Annotated in this window: 22 protein-coding genes; 18 read left to right on the top strand and 4 right to left on the bottom strand. The window is 59.6% G+C overall.

All coding sequences use genetic code 11. The features are described 5' to 3' along the window. The first annotated feature begins 35 nt into the window (after positions 1–35). From KB449_RS11945 to KB449_RS11955, 3 genes are all read left to right on the top strand, one after another. Positions 36–2,780 carry a HAMP domain-containing protein gene (locus KB449_RS11945; RefSeq protein ID WP_282908587.1) on the top strand — a complete coding sequence of 915 codons (2,745 nt, stop codon included), beginning with the start codon at positions 36–38 and terminating at the stop codon, positions 2,778–2,780. Positions 2,781–2,855: 75 nt separating this feature from the next. Further along, positions 2,856–3,380, top strand: a complete 525-nt coding sequence (locus KB449_RS11950) for a GNAT family N-acetyltransferase (RefSeq protein WP_282908588.1) — start codon at positions 2,856–2,858, stop codon at positions 3,378–3,380. A gap of 15 nt (positions 3,381–3,395) precedes the next feature. Continuing rightward, positions 3,396–6,434, top strand: a complete 3,039-nt coding sequence (locus tag KB449_RS11955) for a HEAT repeat domain-containing protein (protein ID WP_282908589.1) — start codon at positions 3,396–3,398, stop codon at positions 6,432–6,434. Positions 6,435–6,556: 122 nt separating this feature from the next. On the opposite strand, the gene KB449_RS11960 is transcribed toward KB449_RS11955, so the two are convergent. Further along, positions 6,557–7,213 carry a thiamine diphosphokinase gene (locus tag KB449_RS11960; RefSeq protein WP_282908590.1) on the bottom strand — a complete coding sequence of 219 codons (657 nt, stop codon included), beginning with the start codon at positions 7,211–7,213 and terminating at the stop codon, positions 6,557–6,559. 225 nt (positions 7,214–7,438) lie between these two features. On the opposite strand from KB449_RS11960, the gene KB449_RS11965 reads away from it, so the two are divergent. Together KB449_RS11965 and KB449_RS11970 are read left to right on the top strand one after the other, a co-directional pair. Next, entirely contained in the window at positions 7,439–8,089 is a 651-nt protein-coding gene (locus tag KB449_RS11965) for a trimeric intracellular cation channel family protein (protein ID WP_286672386.1), read from the top strand. Between the two features lie 2 nt (positions 8,090–8,091). Further along, on the top strand, positions 8,092–8,577 hold the full coding sequence (locus tag KB449_RS11970; protein ID WP_282908591.1) for a low molecular weight protein-tyrosine-phosphatase: 486 nt from the start codon (positions 8,092–8,094) through the stop codon (positions 8,575–8,577). A gap of 179 nt (positions 8,578–8,756) precedes the next feature. On the opposite strand, the gene KB449_RS11975 is transcribed toward KB449_RS11970, so the two are convergent. Beyond that, positions 8,757–9,500, bottom strand: coding sequence for an alpha/beta hydrolase (locus KB449_RS11975; RefSeq protein WP_282908592.1), 744 nt, complete (start codon positions 9,498–9,500; stop codon positions 8,757–8,759). Between the two features lie 288 nt (positions 9,501–9,788). Here KB449_RS11975 and pdhA point away from each other — a divergent pair, with 288 nt between their 5' ends. From pdhA to lpdA, 4 genes are all read left to right on the top strand, one after another. Further along, the gene (gene pdhA, locus KB449_RS11980; RefSeq protein WP_282908593.1) at positions 9,789–10,889 is read left to right on the top strand and encodes a pyruvate dehydrogenase (acetyl-transferring) E1 component subunit alpha; all 1,101 of its coding nucleotides are present in this window, start codon (positions 9,789–9,791) and stop codon (positions 10,887–10,889) included. 159 nt (positions 10,890–11,048) lie between these two features. Next, the gene (locus tag KB449_RS11985; RefSeq protein WP_282908594.1) at positions 11,049–12,026 is read left to right on the top strand and encodes an alpha-ketoacid dehydrogenase subunit beta; all 978 of its coding nucleotides are present in this window, start codon (positions 11,049–11,051) and stop codon (positions 12,024–12,026) included. A gap of 19 nt (positions 12,027–12,045) precedes the next feature. Further along, a complete protein-coding gene (locus KB449_RS11990; RefSeq protein WP_282908595.1) occupies positions 12,046–13,401 on the top strand; it encodes a dihydrolipoamide acetyltransferase family protein in 1,356 nt (451 codons plus the stop codon). Positions 13,402–13,404: 3 nt separating this feature from the next. Continuing rightward, entirely contained in the window at positions 13,405–14,826 is a 1,422-nt protein-coding gene (gene lpdA, locus KB449_RS11995; RefSeq protein WP_282908596.1) for a dihydrolipoyl dehydrogenase, read from the top strand. A gap of 1,031 nt (positions 14,827–15,857) precedes the next feature. On the opposite strand, the gene KB449_RS12000 is transcribed toward lpdA, so the two are convergent. Continuing rightward, a complete protein-coding gene (locus KB449_RS12000) occupies positions 15,858–17,666 on the bottom strand; it encodes an SgrR family transcriptional regulator (protein ID WP_282908597.1) in 1,809 nt (602 codons plus the stop codon). 173 nt (positions 17,667–17,839) lie between these two features. Between KB449_RS12000 and KB449_RS12005 the strand changes: the two genes are divergently transcribed. The 8 genes from KB449_RS12005 (at position 17,840) to KB449_RS12040 (ending at position 24,413) form a co-directional block, all read left to right on the top strand. Next, a complete protein-coding gene (locus KB449_RS12005; RefSeq protein WP_282908598.1) occupies positions 17,840–18,001 on the top strand; it encodes a hypothetical protein in 162 nt (53 codons plus the stop codon). A gap of 137 nt (positions 18,002–18,138) precedes the next feature. Further along, complete coding sequence (locus KB449_RS12010) at positions 18,139–18,642, top strand: acyl-CoA thioesterase (RefSeq protein WP_282908599.1); 504 nt, start codon at positions 18,139–18,141, stop codon at positions 18,640–18,642. A 43-nt stretch (positions 18,643–18,685) separates the two neighbouring features. Further along, positions 18,686–19,480 carry a thymidylate synthase gene (gene thyA / locus KB449_RS12015; RefSeq protein WP_282908600.1) on the top strand — a complete coding sequence of 265 codons (795 nt, stop codon included), beginning with the start codon at positions 18,686–18,688 and terminating at the stop codon, positions 19,478–19,480. A gap of 120 nt (positions 19,481–19,600) precedes the next feature. After that, the gene (locus KB449_RS12020; RefSeq protein ID WP_282908601.1) at positions 19,601–20,122 is read left to right on the top strand and encodes a dihydrofolate reductase; all 522 of its coding nucleotides are present in this window, start codon (positions 19,601–19,603) and stop codon (positions 20,120–20,122) included. A 104-nt stretch (positions 20,123–20,226) separates the two neighbouring features. Continuing rightward, positions 20,227–21,717 (top strand): glutamate synthase subunit beta, encoded by a 1,491-nt coding sequence (locus tag KB449_RS12025; protein ID WP_282908602.1) that lies wholly within the window; start codon positions 20,227–20,229, stop codon positions 21,715–21,717. Between the two features lie 103 nt (positions 21,718–21,820). Continuing rightward, the gene (locus KB449_RS12030) at positions 21,821–22,135 is read left to right on the top strand and encodes a hypothetical protein (RefSeq protein ID WP_282908603.1); all 315 of its coding nucleotides are present in this window, start codon (positions 21,821–21,823) and stop codon (positions 22,133–22,135) included. A 122-nt stretch (positions 22,136–22,257) separates the two neighbouring features. Then, complete coding sequence (locus tag KB449_RS12035) at positions 22,258–23,397, top strand: lysozyme family protein (protein ID WP_282908604.1); 1,140 nt, start codon at positions 22,258–22,260, stop codon at positions 23,395–23,397. A 38-nt stretch (positions 23,398–23,435) separates the two neighbouring features. Then, positions 23,436–24,413: a hypothetical protein gene (locus KB449_RS12040; protein WP_282908605.1), complete on the top strand. Its 978-nt coding sequence runs from the start codon at positions 23,436–23,438 to the stop codon at positions 24,411–24,413. 41 nt (positions 24,414–24,454) lie between these two features. On the opposite strand, the gene KB449_RS12045 is transcribed toward KB449_RS12040, so the two are convergent. Then, positions 24,455–25,192, bottom strand: coding sequence for an HAD family hydrolase (locus KB449_RS12045; RefSeq protein ID WP_282908606.1), 738 nt, complete (start codon positions 25,190–25,192; stop codon positions 24,455–24,457). 177 nt (positions 25,193–25,369) lie between these two features. Between KB449_RS12045 and KB449_RS12050 the strand changes: the two genes are divergently transcribed. Next, complete coding sequence (locus KB449_RS12050) at positions 25,370–25,507, top strand: hypothetical protein (protein WP_177244219.1); 138 nt, start codon at positions 25,370–25,372, stop codon at positions 25,505–25,507. The last annotated feature ends 36 nt before the right edge of the window (positions 25,508–25,543 follow it).

Raw genomic sequence — 25,543 nt, forward strand, 5'->3', positions numbered from 1 at the left:
GAACAGACGCACAAAAAGGCGGGCGCCGATCTTCAATGAAAAAACTAGCTGTACTGCTGTTGCTGGCATCCCTTATCATGTCCGGCTGGTCCGGCTTCGTGCTTGTGGAGCGCGCGGACCGGAGCGAGGCGCCGTGGAAATCGTCGGAGAGTCTGCAAAATTTGTCGCTGGCCGCTCCCGGCGACGGCTCGCTTGCCGTGGTGAGCGATTCCAAGCAGAAAATCAAGCAGCTTGACGTTGACGGAACGCTGCTTGGGCAGATGACTTATGCGGGTGCCGAACGCGGCGCGCGCGCCGACTTTAATGAAGCGGTAGCAGACGAAGACGGCCGTATCTATGCGCTGGTGACGGTGCTCGACTCTTACGGTCTGTACGTGCAGAGCGAGCGCATCGTCCGTTACGACCGCAGCGGGAATTCCGGCCATGTGCTCTATGAGCGCAAAGGCGACGGTAAGAGCAAGCGGATCGGACACATCGAAGGCTTGCAGCTGACCGGCGGCTCACTGTATTTCTACGAAGCGGATGCCGACAAGCTGCAACTGAGGCGCATCGTATTGCCGGAGAAGGCGCCAGAGACCGTGTTTGCGTTCACGCTCCCCAAGGATCGTTATTTATCGGAGATTACGGGCACGGAGCCCGGACAAATCTATTATACGACGCGCAGGGGCAGCATCTATCAGGTATCCCCGGAGGGCGTCAGCACCAAGCTGTATCCGGACAATACGAGAGCCGCCGACGCTAAAAATTTCCCCGAGTTGGTCATGCTTCGCAAGGACGGCTCCCTCATGTTCGTCGACCGGCTTGTCAATGCGGTGACGACGTTCGAACCGCTTGCGCCTGCCCAGACCAAGACGGTGCTGGACGATGCCGCGCTGCAGCGTATCGCGCCGGGGTTGGACAGCTACGAAATCATGGATATCAAACAGACGTCCGCGGGCTACGCCATCGTGCTTAACGATCGGATCTTGCTCATGTCGGCAGACTTCGCGCCTGCGGGCCAAATCTCGAAGGTCGGATTCGACAGCAAGACGCTTTGGGACCGCCGCCTGCTGTGGGGCGCCTTTTGGCTCGGCTTGCTTCTGCTTGTGTTCTCCGTCCGTTTCTTCCATATTCACGTGCTCGATCGTCGTACCTCCCTTTTTCTGAAGCAGGTGCTTGCCACCGTACCCGCGATCCTGATTGCGATGATCCTTCTTTCCAACTTCATTTATAACAGCTTCTCCACACGGATGGAGTCGCAGATGCAGCGAGAGCTCGCGCTCCTCGCGCGCAACGGCCAGAATCTGATCGACGGCGACCGGCTGGCCAGGCTGCATTCGCCTACCGACTACCGCAACGAGGACTATACGGCCATTCGCGCGAAAATGAATTTCCTGTTCGAAGGCGAGGACAGCGAGCAGCGGCAAGGCTTGTACAGCACCTTGTATAAGTATGAAGGCGATCGGATTTATATCGTCATGGACGACGACGACGGCGTCAATATGTTCAAGCCGTTCGAGAAGAACGAAGTAAACGAAGCCGTGCTGAGCCAAGGCGTCGTCCGCACCGGGCAGTGGGAAGACGCCGAGGGGAAATGGCTGTATGCGATCGGCCCGGTCTACGACAGCGCAGGCCGGATCGTCGGCGTTTACGAGACCGGACGGGATCTTAGCGTGCTCCATCGCGAGAACCGGAAAATCTACTACAACATCATTGAAAATATATTGATGATTACGGCCGGCCTGGTCGTGCTGGTCGTGATCGTGACATTCGTGCTGCTGTCGCCGATCCGCAAGCTGAGACGAAGCGTCATGGCCATGGCAAACGGCGATTGGGACACGGAGGTCAAGCTGCGCAACCGCGACGAAGTCGGGGATCTTGGCGTGCAGTTCAATCGAATGGCCCGCTACATCCGGCAGCATATCGCCGACATTACTTCCTTCAGCGAGGCGTCTTACCGTTTCGTGCCGCAGCAGTTTTTTAATTCGCTCGGCAAAAAAGGTATCCTCGACATCCGGCTCGGCGACCAGATTCAGAAAAACATGGCGGTTATGGTCGCCAACCTGCGCGAATTCAGGCAGCTGTCCAAGACGCTAAGTCCAAAGGAAAACTTCGATTTCATGAATTCCTTTCTCCGGCGCTTCGGGCCGATCGTGCGGCAGGAGGACGGTCTGATCAGCAAATATTTGGGCGCGGGCTTTATGGCGCTGTTTCCCGGGTATGCGGAGGAGGCGATCCGGGCGGCCGTAGCGATCCGCCGCGAGCTGCTCGTCTACAATCAGCATCGACGCAGTTCCGGCTACGCGACGGTCGACATCGGCATCGCGATTCACAAGGGGCCGCTAATGCTAGGCATCATCGGCGAGGAGCGCCGCTGGGAGGGCAATGTCATCTCCGACGACGTCCAGCGCACGACGATGCTCGAGCAGATCTCGGAGATCGTCGGCTGCTGCATCGTCGTCACGCGCGATTATTACGAGCAGCTGCGTTCGCCGGAGCGCTTCATGCACCGATCGCTCGGCCGCATCAGGCTGGAGAGCAGCGACGAGGCGATGGAGCTGATCGACGTATACGAAGGCGACCCGGAGCAGCAGCGCGCTGCCAAGGAGCGGACGAAGGCATTGTTCGAACGCGGGCTGGCGCTGTGCCAGGCGGGGCGGTTCTACGATGCCCGCGAGACGTTCGTCGAAGTGATCAAGCAGAACCGGATGGACAGAGCCGCGAAGCTCTACTTCTACTTGTGCGACGAATATTATCAGAAAGGCGCGGGCGCTGGCTGGAACGGCACGCTCGCCGTCTGAGGCGACTTCCTCGATTCGTGCGCGGCCGATCGCCGCACCGAGCATGATCGGAGCCTAGAAGCGGAGGGTTCAGAGTTGGCTATTCTAGAATTGGTCGTTCGCCGCATCGATACGCGAGAGGCTGCGGATGCGGTGGTCGCTTTCCTCATCTCGCCTCAGGCATTCGACGACGAGCGACCGACGCCCGGCGAAGAAGAGCATTTTCGCACGCTGCCTTATTTGGCGCTGGAGGGCAAGACCGTCTACTGGTATATGACGGACAGCGCAGGGGAGATCGTCGCCGTTACGGGCGTCGCGCCGAACGAGCAGCGAACGGGCGGCTACACCTGGGATTATCTTGTCGTTCGCAAGGATTACCGGCGCGGCGGCGCGGCTTTGCGTCTGGCGGGCGCCATGCTCGAGTATATGCGCGAGCAAGGTGCGCGTTATTTGGTTACATACACTTGCGATTTGCCGGTATACGCTGGCGTGCGGCGTTTGTTCGACCGGCTCGGCTTTACGCTGAATGGGCGGCTGCCGGATTATTACTTTGACGGCGAGGACAGGCTGGTCTATTTTTTGGATCTCCGCAATCCAAGCCTCCCGGAGACGCAACAGTAGAAAGAAGTGACAGGGATGGATATGGCGCAGGCCCTCGGCAGATTGGGCGTTCGTGCGGAGGACAGGCGCAAGCTGCGGCTGATGACCCCGATTTTTCTTCTATGCGGCATCGCCGAAGCGTTAACCTACAACGGCTTTATTACCTTGTTTAGCCAGCGTTTCGGAAGCGAATATTTGCCTTACTTGTACGCGGGAGAAGCTTTTATATTGCCGCTTGAGGCGTGGTTCATGAGCTGGCTGGCCGTAAAGCTGTCCAAGCCGGCGCTGATGAAAACGATGTATGCCGTTATGACGGCGATCTTGCTCGCGGATACGGGCATGCTTGCCGCGCTTAAACTGGCAGATCTGGACGCCCGCTGGTTTTATCCCGTCCTGTTCCTCACTTCCAGCTTTGTCGTACGCCAGCAGACGGTGCTCCTGTGGAGCCTGGCCGTCGACGTGTGCCCGACGCAGCAAGCGAAGCGGCTCATGCCGCTGTTTGTCTCGGGCGCGACGCTGGGCGGCGCCGCAGGCGGCCTTCTTACGCAGGCGCTCAGTCCGCTTGGCGCGGAGCTGGTCTACGGCCTCGGCCCGCTGCTGCTGATCGCGGCATCCTTCAATTACCGCAAAGCGATCGCGCAATATTTGGTGCCGCTTGCGCTTAAGGCTCAAGCCGCTGCGGAGGAAGAGAGCTTGTCCTCCTTCGACTATATGAAGCGCACGTTCCGCTCACCTTTTTTGCTCAGCGTGATGGGACTCATGACGTTGATGCCTGCGCTATATTATTTAGCGGAGTTTTTGTTTTTGAATACGGCGCATGCGTCCTATCCGAACGAGCAGCAGTTCGCGCGCATGTTCGGCATCGTCTCGACGCTGCTCTTTTTGCTGGCGTTTGCCGTCCAGCTCGTATCCGGCAAGCTCGTTGCCTGGTTCGGGGCGAGCGGCATGCTTGTGGCGATCTCGGGGGCGTATGCGGCGGCGTTCGGTTTGTCGGCTATGCTCCTGGGAAGCCAGGCGGCTGCCGTAACGGCGGCGGCCGGCGCTTACATGCTGACGAACGTATTGATCTTCTATTCGGCGGAGCCGTCCTACCAGCTGTATTACAAGACACTGCCGATGCAGCCTCGGGACGGCTACCGCTACGCGGCCCAGGGACTCGCCTCCTTTTTCGGCATCCTGCTCGGCGCGGGCTTGCAATCGCTGCACAAGGCGGCCGGATTCAGTTTTCCGGTGCTGGCGGCTGTCGGGGCGGGCGCTGCGCTGCTGCTTACGGCGCTCGCCTGGACGGTGCGGCGTCTGTATATGCGTGAGCTGGTCCGGGGCGTGCAGACGATCGGTCTGGACGATCGGGAGCTGATGGATTCGTACCGCGAGTTTTTCAGCAATTCCAAGGCGATGGGCGCCGTGCTGACGCTGCTTCGGGACGAGCAAGAGGGCGTGCGGCAGCTCGCTGCCGACATTGTCGGACGCACGCAGGACGGACGGTATCTGCCGGAGCTTCTCGAGCTTCTTGACGATGCCAGTCCCGGCGTGCGGACGGCCGCGCTGCGGGCGATGAAGCTTACCGACGCCGACCTGCAGGCGCTAGTGCGGATCGGCGCGGTGCTGGAGGACGAAGAACCGGCCGTACGGGCGGAGGGCGTGCGTCAGATGGCCCGGATGAAGCACTTGTCTTCGCAGGCGTTTTTCTTTTTGCGCGTCAAGCTGCTGGATCCCCATCCGGCGGTCGTCGCCGAGGCGGTCAAGGCCATGTATGCGCTGGAGAGCGAATCGAGCTACGAAGCCTGCTTCGAGGCGATCGAGCGACTGCTCGGCCAAGGAGGCGAACCGGCCGCCCATGTATGCGACGTCGTGGCGGAGCTCAGGCTGGAACGTTTCGGAGCAGCGGTCGAGCGGCTGCTGGCGGACGCGCATCCGTCCGTTCGGCTCGCGGCCACGGCCTGCCTTGGCAAGCTGGGCGCGGCGCACGTCGTCCCGCAGCTGCTGGAGCGACTGCCGGCGGGAGATCAGGAGCTGCTGGCCGTCACCGGGCAAGCGTTGATCGACATGGGCGATACGGCCCTCGAGACGCTTCTTGCGGCTTTGTCCGGTGCGCATGCGCAGACGTGGCGCGTCGCGATCGGAGCGCTCGCCGCGCTGCTGCCCGAGGATGACATCCGGGGAAGGCTGACGGATGAAGCGCTGCGACGGATGAGCGAGCTTGACAAAATTGCCGGCTATGCATCCGCTTTTCGTACGGTCGGGAGGGAAGAACTCGCAGAGCTTGCGGCCTTGCGTTTTCATGGGCAGCGCCAGCGGGTGCTCGAAGGCGTCTGGTCTTTGCTCGTGCGACTGACCGACGAGCAGGTCGTGGCAGCGATCCGGCGCGCGCTGGACGACGTCGACGACGAGACAAGGAGCAGCGGGCTGGAAGTGCTCGCCGAAGGCGCGGGCGACCGAAGGCTGGCGCAGCGGCTGGCAGCCGTGCTTCAGACGGATTACGACAGCCTGGGACGGCTGCCGGTGACGATGGAGGAAGCCCGGCTTGCGCTCGACCATGCGGCGCGCTCGAGAGACGATTGGTGGCCGGAGATGGCCGCGGAAGCGGGAAGGGGGCGTGGCAGTCAAATGGAAGCGCAAGGAGCGCTCGGCAGGCTCGGCAAAGTCATCTATTTGAAAAATGTGCCGTTTTTTGCGGATTTGACGCTGGAGGAGCTTGGCTTGATCGCCGGCATCGCTGTGGAGCGCGTATTCGAAGACGGCGAGGCGCTGCTGCTTCGGGGGGCTACAAGCGAGGCGCTCTATGTTATCGTGGACGGCAATGTGGAGCTGACGAGCGTTACGGCCGCAGGACTCGAAGCGACGCTCGGCGTGCTTGGCGCGGGCGAGGTGTGCGGCGCTACGTCGGCGCTGGACGAATCGGCTTCGACCGTATCGGCGCACGCGCTGCTCGGCGACGTGCGGGCGCTCGGACTGCAGCGTGAGGCGATTACCCGCCTGGTCCGTCTGTATCCGGACATCGGGCTCGGTCTCCTAAGAGCTTCGCTGGCCCGGGTGCGGCTGCTCGAAGAGATGCTGATGCGGATCGACTCGTAGCCAAGCCCTTAATCAAGTTCGTTCAAGTTCGTTCAAGTTCGTTCAAGTTCGTTCAAGTGCGTATTCAAGCCGCTTCGCCAGCGAGCAGCTAGCCCCTAGACTCGGGCCATCTTGCCCCAAGGCTAGTCTCTGCTGCGAATGACGAGCAGGGAGCCGCTGCGCAGCGAGATGAAGCCTGCGTCGGCCAATAACAAGTTGCTGACGCCGAGCGACATCCCTTGGCGCAGCGTGGCTTCCTGAAGCGGATAGGCGAAGCCGGTCAAGGTGACGCCGGTTACCTCGGACGTTAGCGGAAGCAGGGATACATAAGGGTAGCGGTCATCCGCAGTAAGCCGGGCCCCTTCGGTGAGCAGACGGATCTCGTTATGGTCGTCCACGAGTACGGCAGCTGCGCCGGCCTCGACCGCGACGGCCAGCAGCTGGACGTTGGCAAGGCTATGATCGAACCGGGAGCCCAGTCCCCCTGCGATGACGATATCCCGATAGCCGCGCGCCAGCGCTTCCCGAAGCGCGAGCTCGGTGTCCGACCAATCTTTGTCCACTGCGTCGTACTCGGCCGTCTCCTCCGCTTCGGCGCGAATTGTTGCAAGCGCATCCGCATCTACCGAATCGAAGTCGCCGAGCGCCAGGTGAGGCGTGATTCCGTTCTGTATTAGATAAAAGGCGCCTTTGTCCGCGCCGATGAGATAGTCGTCCGGCTGGGCGAGCGCTAGGCTCCAGGGCCCGAGGCTGCCTCCCGTATAGATGACGGCGCGTCGGGACGAAGATTGCTGTAACAAGACTTGTTCCTCCTGCAGGTCATTTGCGGCTTGTGCCGCGCTTTTATGCTTTTATTCAGTATAACGGCAGATTCGCCCGGATGCGACGGAAGGTCTCTCTTTTTGGTTCAAATTCTCCGTTGCGGGCCGTATGTGGTTGCCGATACAATAGATGAGGCGGTTCATGGCTCTGCATGCGCGGCGCCGCCTCCACTAGAGAAACGGCCGGGGGTTATCGTTTTGACTTTGGATGTATTTGAATGGTTCAGCATCATCGGCACCATCGCCTTCGCCGTGAGCGGCGCGATCGTCGCGATGGAGGAGCATTACGACATGCTGGGGGTATTCGTGCTCGGACTCGTAACCGCGTTCGGCGGCGGGGTCGTGCGCAATTTGCTTATCGGCGTACCCGTCACGACGCTTTGGAGTCAGGGGCTTCTGCTGAAAACGGCGGTTTTTTCGATCGTTATCGTGTTCGTGCTTCCGACCGCATGGATTTACCATTGGAAAAAAAGCGAGGCGTTTTTCGATGCGATCGGACTGGCTGCCTTCGCGATTCAAGGGGCGCTGTATGCCGTAGAGGCCAGGCTGCCCGTCAGCGCCGTCATGGTAGCCGCGATGATGACCGGCATCGGCGGGGGGATGATACGCGACATTATGGCCGGGCGCAAGCCGCTTGTGCTTCGCGACGAGATCTACGCGGTCTGGGCGCTGCTCGCGGGTCTGGCTGTGGGGATCGGGCCTATACGGGTGGCCTGGGCGCTGCTCGCGCTTTTCGCCGTTACAGTTACGATGCGGATGCTGTCGGTTCATTATAAATGGCGGTTGCCTCGCCGCAAGCTGCTTGCATACGGCGGTTACGAAGGCTCGGCTGCGGATGAAGGGAAGGGATTGTAATCATGTATCGCGTATTGTTCGTTTGTCTGGGCAACATCTGCCGCTCGCCGATGGCAGAGGCGGTATTCCGGAACCGGGCGGAAAAGGCGGGGCTCGCGGGCTCGATCGAGATCGACTCCTGCGGCACGGGCGATTGGCATATGGGCAAGCCGCCCCACGAAGGAACGCGGCGCATTCTGGACGGTCAAGGCATTTCTTATGAAGGCATGCTGGCGCGCCGCATCCGGGCGGAAGACGGGGAACGCTTCGATCTGCTCGTCGCGATGGACGAGAGCAACGTGGCTGCAATACGCGAAGCGCTCGGGAGCGACACGAAGGCGGAGGTCGTTCGTTTCCTGTCGTTTGTACCCGGCGCGCGTCTGACGGACGTGCCCGACCCCTACTATACGGGCGACTTCGAAGAGACGTACGAGCTGATCAGCGAAGCGAGCGACAGGCTCCTCGCGCATCTGCTTGAAGCGGGCAAAATAAAGACGGCGGCGATTTAAGCCGCGATTGTCCATACAGTCAAAATGAACGGGACGAAGCAGATGCGATTTCTGCCTCGTCCCGTTTGTGTTTGTCTTAGCGGTCGTCTTGCTGACTGCTTGGAGAGCTGAAGGCGCAAAGAGAGGGGGCTGATGCGCGGCTGCACAAAAGCGGGGCGAACGCACCGATTGGCCGCTTTTTACATATGCGCCTTCGGGCCGAGAAAAGCGCCGAGCGCCTCCGGCAGTTCCTTCTGCCAGAAGCCCCACTTATGCTCGCCGTCTTTTTCCCGGTAATCGACATAAGCGCCCTTGCTCTCGAGGATCCGCTTCGCCGCGCGGTTCAATTCGACGAAATTATGCGTGCCGCGCTCGGTTTCGTAGGCGGTCTCCTGCAGACCTACCGTCATCCAGGCGGACAGCCAGGACAGGTCGCCTGCCTCCTTCATCTGAGCGATCGATGCTCCGTAGTAGGCACCGGACAACGATAGTAGCCGATTGAACAGGTCCGGACGCCGAATGGCGATAGCCAGCGACACGGTTGCGCCGAGTGAATCCCCTGCGAGCAGGCGCGCGTCGGCGGAAGGGCGGGCGGCGAAGTTTTTCTCGACGAAAGGAACGAGCTCGCTAGTCCAAAAGTTCAAATATGCTTCATGCCGCACGCTGCCCGGCAAATACTCCTCGGTCCGGACCGATTTGTCGACGTCTACGGCGGCGATGATGAACGGTTCCCAGCTCTCCTCGAGGATGAGGCCATGGGAGATGGTGGCGATTCTGCCGAAATTGAAAAAATCTTCTCCGTCCTGGCAATAAACGACCGGATAGCTGAGCCATTCCTGGTACCCCGGGGGGAAATAGAAACGGACCGCGCGTTCGCCGGATGACAGGTAATTGCTGGGAATCGTATGTTTGACGACGGTTCTGCGGACAGGTGAATCGGACATTGGACATCGTTCCTTTCTTGGACCCGATTCGGGTATGACAGCGCCCCGGCATGGGCAAAACATAGGAATGTTCGTTGCCGCGCCTGCCATTTTAAGGACGGCCGCTCGGGATTTGTATTAATGTGTTATACAATAATAATGAAACTGTACTAGAAACATAGTGCGCTTTCAACTGTTAAGAATTCAATAAATATGCCTTTTTTGCTTTGACCAAACCACTAGGGCAGCTATATAATAATTCTATAACAGAAACCCCTCTTCCACAATTCATGACGAGGAGATGTAACAATGAGCAAAGGTTCTTTGGACGCACCGGCCAAGCCGGAGCAGCAAGCAGCGCATATTGTGCATTCGGAAGACGTAACGCCGCTACAGGTATTGTCCCCCGAAGGCGAAGTCGTCAATGCGGCAGCAATGCCTAACCTGACCGACGAGCAATTAAAGGAAATTATGTACCGCATGGTGTTCACGCGTACTTGGGACGACCGCGCGGTTAACCTGGGCCGTCAAGGACGCCTGGGCTTCTATGCGCCGGTATCCGGCCAGGAAGGTACAATGGTCGGCAGCGAATACGCGTTAACCAAGGAAGACTTCATTTGCCCGGGCTATCGCGACATGCCTCAGCTCGTCTGGCACGGCTTGCCGCTGTATCAGGCGTTCCTGTACTCCCGCGGCCACCAGCACGGCGGCCAGATTCCGGAAGGCGTCAACGTGCTGATGCCGCAGATTATTATCGGCGCTCAGATCCTGCACGCGACGGGCGTGGCGATGGGCTTCAAGCTTAAGAACGAAAAGCGCGTCGCTATCACCTACACCGGCGACGGCGGCTCCTCCGAAGGCGACTTCTACGAGGGCATGAACTTTGCCGGCTCGTTCAAGCTCCCGGTCATTTACTTCGTGCAAAACAACGGCTACGCGATCACGACGCCATTCGCCAAGCAGACGGCTGCTCAGTCGATCGCGCATAAGGCGCTCGCGGCGGGCATCCGCGGCCTGAAGATCGACGGCATGGACGTGCTGGCGGTTATCTCCGCCGTGCAGGAAGCTGCCGAGATCGCCCGCGAAGGCGGCGGCGCTACGCTGATCGAAGCGGTCACCTATCGCTTCCGTCCGCACTCGATGTCGGACGACGCGACCAAGTACCGCACGAAGGAAGAAGAGCAGGAGTGGGCGCTTCGCGATCCGCTCGTACGTTTCGGCAAATACCTTGAATCGAAGGGCCTGTGGTCGGAAGAGGACACGGCTCGCGTCAAGGAAGAAGCCAAGGCTGCGGTCAACGAGCATATCAAGAAGGCCGAGCAGACCGAGAAGATGACGGTGGCGGGGCTGATCGACTCGATGTTCGAGACGACGCCCGCACATCTGGAAGAGCAAAAAGCCGATTTCTAAGTGTTCTAAACGACAACGATATCCGAGGCTGCGTGCGGACGCGTCTTCGTCCGGCGACCCCGGTACAGGCCTGCTTAAAGCCGGTCCGTTCAATATATACGGTACAGCCGCATTTCTTCTCGCGGCCGTCATCCTCTAGATGGGAGAGAACAAATTCCAATGGCGCAAATGAACATGATTGAAGCGATCAAGGACGCATTGCGCGTCGAACTGAAGCGCGACCCCGGCGTCCTGCTCTTCGGCGAAGACGTCGGCAAGGTCGGGGGCGTCTTCCGCGCGACGGAGGGTCTTCAAGCCGAGTTCGGCGAGCAGCGCGTATTCGATACGCCGCTGGCCGAATCCGCGATCGGCGGTCTGGCTGTCGGTCTCGCCACGCAAGGCTTCCGACCGATTGCCGAGATTCAATTCGTAGGTTTTATATTTGAGGCGCTCGACCAAATGTTCGTGCAGGCCGCACGCCTGCGCTACCGTTCGGGCGGCCGCTACAACGCGCCGATCGTCTTCCGTACGCCGTTCGGCGGCGGCGTCAAGGCGGCCGAGCTGCATACCGACTCGCTCGAAGGTCTGGCGATCCAGACGCCTGGCATCAAGGTCGTCGTGCCTTCGAATCCCGCAGACGCCAAGGGCTTGATGATCTCCGCGATCCGCGACAACGATCCGGTCTTTTTCATGGAGCATCTTAACCTTTACCGCGCGTTCAAGGACGAAGTGCCCGAAGGCGAGTACACGGTTCCGCTCGGCAAGGCGAACGTCGTTCGCGAGGGTAAGGATATTACGATCATCGCCTATGGACTGATGGTGCACACCGCGATCAAGGCAGCCGACGAGCTTGCTAAAAACGGCGTGTCTGCGGAAGTCATCGACCTGCGCACGCTCGTGCCGCTCGATATCGATACGATCGTCGCCTCCATCCAGAAGACGAACCGCGCGATCGTCGTCCAAGAAGCGCAGAAGACCTCCGGCGCCGCCGCCGAGATCATCGCGCAGATCAATGAAAAGGCGATTCTCCACCTGGAGGCGCCTGTGCTCCGCGTCGCGGGTCCGGACACGGTTTATCCGTTCGCGCTGGTCGAGGACGCCTGGCTGCCGACGCCGGCACGTATCGTGAAGGCCGTCAACCAAACGCTTCAGTTCTAAAGTGAAGGAGGGATAGCGCATGGCTAGATTTGAATACCGGTTCCCGGAGCTCGGCGAAGGCCTGCATGAGGGCGAGATCGTCAAAATGCACATCGCGCCCGGACAAGCCGTGACCGATGAAGATATTCTAATGGAAGTGCAGAACGACAAGGCCATCATGGAAGTGCCTTGCCCGGTCAACGGCAAGGTGCTGGAAGTGTTCGGCAAAGACGGCCAGACGATGCGCGTCGGCGAAGTCGTCGCCATCATCGATGCCGAAGGCGAGCTGCCGGAGCAAGCAGACAGCGGCCACGCCGCCGAGCCTTCAGGCCACAGCGGCGAAGCCGCGTCCGCGCAAGGCGGTGCGGACTTGAAGGGGCAGCCTGCCCAGGCGCCGGCGCAAGAGACCGCAGCCGAAGGCGCCAAGTCTGCCGAAGCCGCAGCGCCTGCGCCTGCCGCCAAGGATGCCGCACTCGTGCTGGCTACGCCTAGCGTACGCAAGTTCGCCCGCGAAAAGGGCGTCGCGATCGCGGACGTGTCCGGCACCGGCAAAAACGGCCGTATCACCCGCGAGGACGTCGCCGGCTTTGCCGAAGGCGGAGCGCCTGCGAAGAGCGAAGCCCCATCCGCGGACGCAGCGCCTGCTGCCGCACCTTCGGCCGCACCTGCCGCCCGTGCCGCGCAGTCCGGTCCTGGCATCGAAGAGCGCGTGCCGTTCAAGGGCATCCGCAAGGCAATCGCGAATGCGATGGTCAAGTCCGTCTATACGGCGCCGCACGTCACGCTGATGGACGAAGTGGACGTCACCGCGCTCGTCGCGCTGCGCAACCGTTCCAAGGCATTCGCCGAGAAGAAGGGCGTTAAGCTGACTTACCTGCCGTTCATCGTCAAGGCGCTCGTCGCCGCCGTGCGCGAGTTCCCGGTCATGAACGCGATGATCGACGAAGCCGCGAACGAGATCGTATTCAAGAAGTACTACAACATCGGCATCGCTACCGACACGGATAACGGTCTACTCGTACCCGTCGTCTTCGACGCCGACCGCAAGAACATCTGGAATATCGCCAAGGAAATCAAGGATCTGGCTACTCGCGGACGCGAAGGCAAGCTGGGCGCAGGCGAGTTGAGAGGCAGCACGATCTCGATTACGAATATCGGCTCGGCTGGCGGCCTGTTCTTCACGCCGGTCATCAATTTCCCCGAGTCCGCGATTCTGGGCGTCGGCCGCATCGATCAGAAGCCGGTCATCAAAAACGGCGAGATCGTGCCCGCTTCCGTCATGGCGCTCAGCCTGAGCTTCGACCACCGCATCGTCGACGGCGCTACCGCGCAACAATTCGTTAACTACATTAAACAGCTGCTTAGCGATCCTGAGCTGCTCGTCATGGAGGTGTAATCGATGGTAGTAGGAGACGCTTCTCTGGACATCGACACATTAGTAATCGGCGCTGGGCCCGGCGGATACGTCGCGGCGATCCGCGCGGCACAGCTCGGCCAGAAGGTCATTATCGCAGATAAAGGCAAGTTCGGCGGCGTGTGCCTTAACGTCGGTTGTATCCCGTCCAAGGCACTGATCAACTCCGCGCATCACTACGAATCCATGCTGCATGCCGAAGATTACGGCCTGTCCGCCGAAAACGTCAAGGTCGACTTCGGCAAGGTGCAAGGATACAAGGACTCCGTCGTCAACAAGATGACGAGCGGCGTCGAGATGCTGCTCAAGGCGAACAAGGTTCAAATGTTCCAGGGCGAAGTCATGTTCATCAACGAAAACGAAGCGCGTCTGTTCAACGACCAGGAGGCGCCTCGCTATCGCTTCAAGAACTGCATCATCGCGACGGGCTCGCGTCCGATCGAACTGAAGCCGTTCCCGTTCGGCGGACGTATCCTGTCGTCGACCGAAGCGCTGTCGCTTCCTGAAGTGCCGAAGAGCATGGTCATCATCGGCGGCGGCTACATCGGCATCGAGCTCGGCCAGATGTATGCCAAGTTCGGCACCGAGATCACGATCCTCGAAGGCGCGGACACGATCATGCCGGGCTTCGACAAGGACATGAGCAATCTCGTCGTCAAGAAGCTCAAGAAGAACAAGGTCGACATCGTCAACGGCGCGCTCGCCAAGGGCGCCGAGCAGACCGACAAGGACGTCACCGTGACGTACGAAGTCGGCGGTGAACAAAAGACCGTCACGGCAGACTATCTGCTCGTTACCGTCGGACGTCGTCCGAACACCGACGGAGAGCTGGGCCTCGACCTGATCGGCATCAAGACGACCGATCGCGGTCTGATCGAAGTCGACGACCAATGCCGCACGAACATCAAGCACATTTTCGCGATCGGCGACATCGTGCCCGGCGCCGCGCTGGCGCATAAGGCGTCTTACGAAGCGAAGGTGGCGGCCGAAGCGATCGCGGGTCTGCCTTCCAAGGTCGACTACAAGTGCATTCCTGCCGTCGCGTTCTCCGATCCGGAATGCGCAAGCGTCGGCTACACCGAGAAGGAAGCGAAGGATAAAGGCCTGAACGTGAAGTCCAGCAAGTTCCCGTTCGGCGGCAACGGCCGCGCGGTTACGCTGAACGGCGCGGACGGCTTCCTGAAGCTGATCTCCGAAGTCGACTCGGGACTTGTCGTCGGCGCGCAAATCGCCGGCGTCGAAGCGTCCAACATGATCGCCGAGCTCGGTCTTGCGATCGAGATGGGCGCCACGATCGAAGACATCGCGCTGACGATCCACGCTCACCCGACACTGGGCGAGATCACGATGGACGCGGCCGAGCTCGCGATGGGTCACCCGATCCACACGATCGCGCCGAAAAAATAAGTCTTTGCCATTTCAGAGGGGCTGTCTAATAAGCCCCTCTGAAGCTGAAGCAAAACTTGAAATGAAGCCGAAATAACCAAAAGGGACGAAGCAGGGAATCTCCTGCTTCGTCCCTTTTGCGTTTTAGGATGGCTCATTATTTGACCGGAATATGATCAAGGCAAAGCCATCCGACCTCCAGGCTCGCCTTGTCCTGGAAGCTGCTATCTTCTTTGCGGTAGGTGCCGTCCTTCAAAGTGCATGCACTTGCACGTCCTCCAGGAACGCGTAGTTCTCCTCGACTCCATACCTTGCGTCCGCCATGACAGTGCCCGGAGCTCACCCACATAAGTTTTGATTCTATCTATCCAGGTGCGGCTTCGGACATCGGTCGGCCGTTAATAGACGCTGTAGCCGAGCACGAACTGGTTCTCGGTTCCGAACTGCACGTTGTAGCCTGGCTGCAGCCGGCCTTCCGCCTATGATCTTCTTGAGGTGTACGTCACCCGCTGAGCCACCGCTGGGCTTCGAACGAATGGACGGGGCGATTAAATCCGATCAGACTAGGAAAAGGGCGCGAGGCAAATGCCTGCGAATCTGCAGGCTTTGCTTCGTATCCCGATTGCCGTACGCGTAAAGATGCGAATTTGCAGGCTTTTAAAACGATGAGCGCCTCCGAAGCGCGATTCGAACTGCAAAAGATGCACGTACGCAGGCATTTACTCCTAAAACCGATCCAACTGTGAAAAAGGATGTAAATTTGCAGGCTTTTGAGGCGGAGGAGCAACCTGATGAGCAAACGACAGAGCAACCTGCAGGACAGTCCAGAGCAACCCGCTCAGCTCCTCGCAGAGCAACCTGCCGGCCCCTCGCAGAGCAACCCGCTCGGCCCCTCGCAGAGCAACCAGCTGGCCACACGCATAGCAACCTGCCGGCCACCCGCAGAACAACCTGCCCGGCTACCCGCTGAGCAACTCGCTCGGCCCCTCGCAGAGCAACCTGCCCGGCAGGCAGAGCAACCTGCCCGCCGCTCTTTTTGCGTTGACGGGTGCTTAGTCGATCTTTTCCAGCCAAATTTGCTTAAAGTCGATCCATCCCTGCGGGCTGAAGCTCGCGCCCTTGACGGAGGGATGCATTTGCGTGCTCATACGGCGATGGTGCAAAAAGACGAGATAGCATTCATCGCGCAACCGCGTTTCGATCTCTCGCATATGGCTGCGGCGCTCCTCGGCGCTGTAGGCGGCCAGCGCACGATCGATACGCTCGACGATCCAAGCCTTGAGCGTCGCATTCAGATAAGCGCCGGTCAAGCAGGCATCGTGCTCGTACATGTCGATCTCGCAAACCTCGTCCTCGGCCAGAACAATGCCGGATACGGTGAGGTCGCCGCTCGTGATGACGGCCGGATCGGCGGACTGCTTCCAGTCGGCCACGAACAGTTCGACGCGAACGCCGTATTTTTCTAGTCGCGCCGCGATCCATTGACCGTCCAACTCGTATTTTTCGTGGACGAACAACCGGAGCGTTTCTCCGTCGTAGCCCGACGCGCGAAGCGCATCCCGGATTTGCGGCTCGCTCGCCGGCCTGGCAATGAACTTCAAGCTGTCCTCGGGCCGAATGCAGTAGGCCGGGAGCGCACGCTCCCCGCCGAGATCGGCCTGCATGGCCACGGGGTCGAGCATCAGGCGGACGGCACTTCGGAACGCTTCGTTTTGCTGCCAGCCGTCTTTGATCGTATTCCAGGTCAGCATCGTGCACCCATTGCACAGTCTGGCGAGCGCCTGCCAGTCCATAGGCGGATCCAGGCCGGGGTCTTCTTCCTCGCCGGCCGGCGCACGCATGACGGAGGGCATTCCGATCGTGGAACGTTCACGGCAGTCCTCGGGCATGATGACGATGTCTACGACATCGAGAAACGGCCGGCCGGCATAGTAAGCCGTATTGGCGCTAAGCTCGATCCGATGGGGCGACAGCGTGACGATCCGGAACGCGCCGGTTCCGATCGGCAGGCGCCAGTATGCCTCGCCCAGGCCGCACAAGTCGTTCGGCAACACGGAGGCTGCGGCAGCGCACAGGAACCGGTCGAAAATCCGATTCGGCCGCGAGAGCGAGAAGCGCACGGTACGTGCCCCGATCGCCTCTACGCTCGCCAGACTGCGCATCATCCAGCTGTTCGGCACGCCGGGCTGCCGCAGCCGCTCGAAAGTAAAAACGACGTCCTCGCTCGTCAGTTCTCGCCCATCGTGAAATTGCACGCCTTTCCGCAAGAAAAAGGTCCATTCCGTGCCGGCGGGATTCGAGTTCCAGGCGTGCGCGATGCCCGGTACGATCCGGCCCAGCGATTCGTCGAAGGTGACGAGACGATCGAAAATGTGATACATCAGGTGGCCGTCGAACGCGAAATTGGCGCAGGCCGGATCGAGCGTCTGCACCTGCCGGTAGACGGGAATCCGAAGCGTGTCGCAGTCGCTGAGCCCCCTGACCGTTTCCTTTTGGTAGCCGAACCGCACGTTCAGCCAGTCGATAAACCGGCCCTTGACGTCGGTGCCTTCGCCGAAGCTCGCGATGAGATCGAACGACATGCGGTAGTCGCCACGCTCCGCCTTGCCGGTCGCCAATTCGAATAAAAACGGCTCTTTGTCCGCTTTGAACACAATACGGGAGCGGTTGCCGCGTCCTCGGCCGGGCAGCCAGTCTATAAGGCCGTCCTCCTCGAGTTTTTTGAGCACCAGCTTGGCGTTGCGCGGCGTGCAATACAAGGTCTCGGCCAGCTCCTCAAGCGTTGTCTCGACCGGGTCGCCCAAGGCGCGCCCGCTTCCATACCGGTCGAAAAGGGTCAAGTACCGTTCCGATGCCAGCACCCTAAACCAACTCCTTCCATGATGTCGCCGTTTGTTTTTACGTTAAAAGGGGAAATCGATTGCTTGCATTATACGCTTTTTATCCTCTTTTGGACATCGCATAATGAAGACATCGATCAAACGCGCTGGCATTGCGAAAAAGCAGGCGGCGGGAATAGGGGAGGCGCACGACTATGCTGGATATTCAATACACGCTCGAAAAGCTTGCTGAATACCGGGAGCTCGGGCATCGGGAAGAAGCGGCAGGCTTCGATGAGGCCAGGTTAGGAGGCAGCGGCCGGAAGCGGGTTCGCTATTCATTTCTGACGATGCTCTCCTCGCTGATCGGAAGATAAGGCAGCCCGCCGGGGCTGCTTTCTTTGATTGCGCCGGGCGTCGGGAGTGCGCTTGCGTTATAATGAAGGAACACATGCACAGCGAGACGCGACGCTTCTGCCAGCGCTCCGACACAAGAAAAGAGGAAACCTTTACGATGATCGCATCACCCAAACCGATCTCTGCGTCCAGGTCCGTGCTGACCGAGATGCTGTTCCCAGGCGATACGAATTACCACGGTACGATGTTCGGCGGCACGCTCATGCAATATATCGATAAAATAGCGACGATCGCGGCAATGAGGCATTGCCATATGCCTGTCGTGACGGTGTCTCAGGACAGCCTCGACTTCCTGTCGCCTATTCGCGTAGGCGAAGCGTTCGAGCTCGAGGCGTGCGTGACCTGGACGCATCGCAGCTCGATGGAGATTTACTGCGTCGTTCGCGCGGAGGATTTGTTCACGGGCGAGCGGAGACTGACGGTCACGGCGTTCAGCACGTTCGTCGCGCTCGGGGAGGACGGCAAGTCCGCGCCGGTGCCCGGCGTCTATCCCGAGACCGAGGAGGAGCGATTGCTCCACGAGAGCGCCCGAACCCGCTACGAGCAGCGACAGCTGCGTCGGAGCCAGCGTTACTCGTCGACAGATGGACGGGACAAATGATACAATCGGGGAACAACGTTACAATGAAAAGGTGAGACGTCTCTTGCGTAATTATTTGGATCTGTTACAGGATATTTTGGACCGAGGCACGGAGAAGGGGGATCGTACGGGCACCGGCACGATCAGCGTATTCGGCAGGCAGCTCAGGTTCGATCTGCAGGAAGGCTTCCCCCTCGTCACGACCAAGCGGATCCATTTGAAAAGCGTCGTACACGAGCTGCTCTGGTTCCTGAGCGGCGATACCAACATTCGTTATCTCAAGGAAAACGGCGTTTCTATCTGGGACGAATGGGCTGACGAGAACGGCGACCTTGGTCCGGTCTACGGCTCGCAATGGCGTGCATGGGAGACGCCCGACGGACGTACGATCGACCAGATCGCGCAGGTCGTGGAGTCCATCAAGCATAACCCTGAATCGCGCCGCCATCTGGTCAGCGCCTGGAACGTCGCCGAGATTGACCGCATGAAGCTGCCGCCGTGCCACTTCGTCTTTCAATTTTACGTAGCGGAAGGAAAGCTCTCGTGCATGCTGACGATGCGCTCCGTCGATACGTTCCTCGGATTGCCGTTTAACATCGCCTCGTACGCGCTGCTCACCCACATGGTGGCGCAGCAATGCGGCCTCGAAGTCGGCGAGTTCATCTGGTCGGGCGGGGATGTCCATATTTACGCCAATCACCTCGAGCAGGTGAAGCTGCAGCTCACGCGAGAGCCGCTGCCGCTGCCCAAGCTCGTCATCCGCAGCAAGCCCGACTCGATTTTCGATTACAAATTCGAGGATTTCGAATTTGAGGGCTACGAGCATCACCCGGCAATCAAGGCGCCTGTAGCGATTTAAGCTCGGCGCATCCTGCCCGCGATTTGTCGAAAAACAGTCGTTTTTTGGTTGATAGTCGCCGCGGAGCATCGTATGTTATGATAGTTACACAAATGAACGATAGCAGGGAGGCGATGGCGCATGTCCGTCACGTTAATTGCCGCCGTCGCGAAGAACGGCGTCATCGGGGCGGATAACGCCCTGCCTTGGCGTCTGAAGGACGAGATGGCCTATTTCAAGGCCCAGACGATGGGTAAGCCCGTACTGATGGGGAGCAAGACGTTCCGTTCGCTGCCCAAGCCGCTGGCCGGCCGTACCAATGTCATTTTGTCCAAAACGATGACCGAAGCGCCGGAAGACTGCGTCATTGTCCGATCCGTCGCGGAAGCGCTCGAACGCTATGGCGCCGACGAGTTGATGGTTGCCGGCGGCGCCGACGTTTACGCGCAGCTGCTGCCCTATGCGGACCGGCTGCTGCTCTCGGAGCTGTCGGAGGATGTGGACGGCGATGCCGTATTTCCGACCTTCGACCGCTCGGACTGGATTGTTGCATCCAGCGCGTCACAAGCGGCCAACGAACGTAATCCGATCGCTTTTAAGATGGTCGTCTACGAGCGCCGCGCAGCGGAAAGTGCAAACAATAGAGGGGATAATCCATTCTGATGACAAGGATCGTCAGGTAAGATGGTCTATCATATATAACGGTGTCCGACCCGGCGGGATGATCCGGTCAGACACGCGAATTACCGACAGATGGAGGAAATGGGATGTCGACGCCTACGGGATTTATGGAATATCAACGCGAGCTGCCAAGCGATCGCGACCCCCTTGAACGGATCAAGGACTGGAACGAGTTCCACCGCATGTTCTCCGAGGAACAGCTGCGCACCCAGGGGGCGCGCTGCATGGACTGCGGCACGCCTTACTGCCATACCGGGATGGAGTTGTCCGGCGGCGCATCGGGCTGCCCGGTCAACAATTTGATACCCGAATGGAACAACCTGATCTACCGCGGACTGTGGAGAGAGGCTTACGAGCGTCTGGCCAAGACGAACAACTTCCCCGAGTTCACGGGCCGCGTCTGTCCCGCGCCTTGCGAAGGTTCCTGTACCGTCGGTCTTATCGGCGATCCGGTAACGATCAAGACGATCGAGCAAGCGATCATCGACCGTGCCTTCGAAGAGGGCTGGGTGGTGCCCCAGCCTCCGAAGCAGCGTACGGGCAAGCGCGTCGCTGTCGTCGGTTCCGGACCGGCAGGTCTGGCTGCAGCCGCTCAGCTTAACAAGGCCGGACACAGCGTGACGGTATTCGAGCGTGCGGACCGCCCGGGCGGCCTGCTCACCTACGGCATCCCGACTATGAAGCTCGAGAAGCATATCGTCCAGCGCCGCGTCGATCTGCTCGCCGAAGAGGGCATTCAATTCGTTACCAACACTGAGATCGGCAAGGACATTTCCGCCAAGCAGCTGGCGGAAGAGTACGATTCGATCATCCTGTGCGGCGGAGCGACGAAGGCGCGCGGGCTCGGTCCGGTCGAAGGCGCGAACCTCAAGGGAATCCATCAGGCGATGGATTACTTGAACGGCACGATCAAGAGCTATCTCGACTCCAATCTCGAGGACGGCAATTACATTTCGGGCAAGGACAAGCATGTCATCGTCATCGGCGGCGGCGACACGGGTACGGACTGCGTCGCTACCGCGCTGCGTCACGGCTGCACGAGCGTCTCCCAGTTCGGCACGCACGCCAAGGCGCCGCTCACGCGCGACCAGATCAACAACCCTTGGCCGGAATACCCGAACGTGTACACGCTCGATTATGCGCATGAAGAGGCGAAGGTTCTGTACGGCGAAGACCCTCGCGCATTCTCGGTGCTGACAAAGAAGTTCGTCGGCGACGAAGACGGCAACGTCAAAGAACTCCACACCGTGCAAATCCGCCGGTATATCGACGAGTCGGGCCGCAAAGTATACGAGGAGATTCCCGGTACGGAGAAGGTATGGCCGGCCGATCTCGTTCTCGTTGCCGTCGGCTTCGAAGGACCGGAATCGACCCTTATCGAACAGCTTGGCCTGGAGACGGACCGCAGAACGAACGTAAAGGCCGCTTACGGCAAGTATAAGACGAGCGTCGACAAAGTGTTCGCCGCCGGCGACATGCGCCGCGGCCAGAGTCTTATCGTATGGGCGATCAACGAAGGCCGCGAGGCAGCCCGCGAAGTCGACCGCTATCTGATGGGCTCGACAATGCTGCCTTAAGGTTAAACGCGCCAGGCATTTATAAATTCAGGGTCGTACCCGATTCGTCTTCGATGCGAAGCCGGCGGGTGACGACCCTTTATTGCGGACGGAGGAGAATTCGATGTTTCGATACGGCGACGATCTGCCAAGGGAGCTCAAGTTTACGGGATTCGAAGCAAGCGTCGACAGACGCGACGGACAATGGATCGATGCGGAGCTTAGGCTTTGCGTGGATGCGTCAACCCCGCTGCCGGACGATGTCATCGATCTGACGGCGCTTGTCGTGTGCACGCACGCCGGGCACCCGATCCAGATCGAAGCGCTCGACGAAGGGTGCGATTGCGAGTACCAGTTCACGATGTTCGAGAAAGAGCAGATCGAACGCTATGTTCGCAGCGAAGAGATGCAGGCTAGGATCGCAGCAGCTTCGCGTTAAGTTTGAGCCGGGGGCGGGTCGCACGCGAGCGCGCTTTTTCAGGTCGCGGCCTTATGCTAAACTATGGAAGGCAGTAGTCGGACTCGGGAAGCAAGCATCGGGCGGAGGAGGCGAGACGCATCATGGCAGGGGCTGCATTGTTGACGCCGGGAGACGTATCGGTCATCAGGCGTTACGTTCGAACCAAATATGCGCCGATGCCCGCCGCCAATCAGGCGGAGATCATCGCCGATGCGATCGTGCGTACGATTCGCAAGCGTCTGCCCGAATGGCCGGAAGCGCTCCGGGCAGACGTGGCGGACCGCCTGGTGGCGTCCTGCGTCGTTGGCGAGCAGCGAGAGGTCTACCCGACCGACGTGCTGCGCGTTTGCGGCGATCTGGCGCTTGCGGACGAAGCGCATGCGATCAGCTTGCTGGGATGGTTAAACGATTGGACGGACGATGTTTGGACGCTGGACCGGATTGCCGATCGTACCGAACAGGGGCTTGTATTGAGGTCTGATCCGGCGGAAATGCTTTTTACTCGCGCAACGTCAATTGATAGCGCTTCACATATCAACGTCTCCCGGAGCAACGCGAACCTGAAAGCAAAAAGCGGCATTAACGCCGACGCTGCGCATGCCGATACAGCCGTCAACGACAGCGCCACGCCTAGAACAGGCTGGCTGTCGCCAGCCGCCTTGCGGCCGCTAGTTCTGGCGGCTATGACGCTGCTTACGCTTGCGGGTATTCTCTTGGCGACGATGCAGCGCAGCGATCGCGCAGCACAATCGCCGCGTTCCAACTTTATCGCAGACGAGGCAGCCTTTCAGCCAGCCCCCAATCAAACCGATGACTCGGCTCCTTTTGCATATGCGCCGTTCGATACGGAGGCGGTGAGGACCTACCTTGCCGGCCGGAATTCGTTGCTGGCCGAACGTCCATATTTCGAAGCGATCGTCGAAAGCGCCCGCCGGCATGGCATCGATCCGCTGCTTTTGTTCGCGGTGGCCGGACAAGAGCAGGGCTTCGTCCCGAAGTCCGCCAAAAAGGCGAAACAAATCGCGAACAATCCGTTTAACGTCTTTAACAGCTGGGAGACGTACAATACGAACATTAGCGATTCGTCGGGCATCGCGGCAAAGCTGCTAGCGAAGCTCGCGGCCGGCATACCCGAAGGCGAAGAACCGTTCGCCTGGATGAACCGGACCTATGCGGAGGACCCGCGATGGTCGGACGGTGTACGCGCGATTTACGACAAATTAATATCGCTTGGCCGGTGACAAGAGCGGGAGAAGGACCAACAGGAGGCGGGACTTTTATGACGGATCGCGCGCTTTTAGAGAAGGGACTGGCCGTTATCGCATCATGCCGCCGGCGGACGGGCGATATATGGGATGCACACTTTGGCGCGGCGGCGATCGCCGCTTATTTTTTTATCGCCGAAAATCGGCTGGAAGCCGATGTCGCGCGCAAAATCGCCGATCAAGCCGATCGGATGGTGTCGGAACATCTCGAAGAGCCGGCAGGCCGCTGTCAACCGGATCGGACAGCATCGGAAAATAAAACGATGCGCAGTGCGAGCGAATGCGAACGCGCGATTGCGCAGGCGCTGGAAGAGACGATCGACGGCTTGCACTGGGTCGGTCACAACACGATTTATGCGGCAGCAAGTTTAAAGGCGATTCGCGAATTGGACGGATGGGCCGAACCGGAGGATACAAAAGAAATGGCGGAGCTGCTCCGTTCTTTTAAAGGGAAGATTCCCGGACGCTCCTGGATCGGCTACAAAACGTCCGAGGTCAAGACGCTGGCGCTGCCTGAGATGGACGGCCCGGCAGCCATCGAAGACGGCGCAGCGCTTTCGCGCGCCATCCTGCGAGAGCTGACGGCCTTCGAGACGATCTACAAGGCGGAAGCCCATCACGATCTGATCGGCCACATGCTGACCTTTTCGCATGCGCTGGTCACGCTTGAAGAGCTAGGATATCCTGACTTGTTCAAAAGGGGGCTTGTGCCGCTGTTCAAGCTGGTTCAAGCGCTGCGGGCAAGCCGGAATATACGTCCCGGCGACCCTGTTAAGCTATACTCGCCCGTCGACCGCGAGCCGCTCGCTCCGGCGCAGCCGTCGTCCTCGCTGCCGACCGAGTCCGAATTCTGGGACAAGGATCGAAGCGGGGACGCCTGGGATTTTGGCCATGCCTTCAAGTTCCCTTACAGCTTTTATCATCTGATCGCCTGCGCGGGCGGGGCGGACGCCGCCGCCTTCGAGCGCTTCAGGCAAATCGTCGGACCCTAATCGCGAGTCGCACCGCTTTAGCCCCATGCTCAGCTCCGACCTTAGCCCTGAGCCAAAAACGAGGCGATCGCGGACGGTACCTGTCCAAGCGAGGACAGCGTGAGGAACGCCCCGCTAGGCTTGGCGCCTGCGATCGGCAGCACGTTGTAGTCCCATTCGCGTTCCTGTTTCAAATAGATAGCATGAAGGCCGCATGAAAGTGCGGGCAGGACGTCCGTGCGGACCGAATTGCCGATCATCCAGGTACGATCGATCCGCAGCTTGCGCGAGTGCAAAATTTCCTTGAGCGCTTCGACATTTTTGTGCAGGCGAATATAAATACGGTCGCGAAAATAGCGTTCCAGACCGGCGGCCTCGATCTTGCGCTTCTGGATATCCGGATCACCGCCCGTATATAAGTGAAGCTGATGGCCAGCGGCCGCGAGCGATTCGAGCGTTTCGTGCATATGGGGGTAAGGCTCGGTCTCCTGCTCGAAAACGCTAAGCCCAAGTTTCCACAGGAGCGTCTCTTCGCCCTCGGATTCGGAGCGACCGTGCAAGGCGCTATAATAGCGGTACGTATCTACGAAGGACTGGGGAAAATGCTCGCTTTTGAAGCCGACGATCTGCACGCCGGCAATATCGATCTCGCTGTGCTTGGCGAGCACGGCCTGCTTGGTCAGCTCGAACGGCGCGAACCAGGTCGTCATCAGGTCGGCGAATTGTTCTTGCACGAAATGAAAATATTTGTTGCAGTGGATCAGCGTGTCGTCCAGGTCGAACAGGATGTTCTGCTTCATGTCCGTGGCTCCTTCGTCAGCTTGCCGCGCCAGGCTGCTTGCAAGTCAAGTCGTGCTGCTGGCATGAATTTATTATGTCTAACCGGAGGGTGTTTGTAAATGCGCGGGGCGGGCAACCTAATCGGGCAGTCGGGCTCTGCCCCGATCATTGAAGCATCCTATGGAGGTGAGTCGGATATGCCGCCGTATCAAGGACCTAAAGCAGGAGCGAAGAGCATTACAGCCGGAGGACGCGGAAAAAGCCAGGCGACGAAGCTGGACAAGATGTCCCGCCTGCCGCCCAGCTTGAACGGTATCGACAAAAACCTGCCTTGATCGTCATGCGCCAGCATGCCGGGGCTGAGCCCCGGC

Origin of the sequence: Cohnella hashimotonis, from assembly GCF_030014955.1 — a bacterium.
Taxonomy (GTDB): Bacteria; Bacillota; Bacilli; order Paenibacillales; family Paenibacillaceae; genus Cohnella; species Cohnella hashimotonis.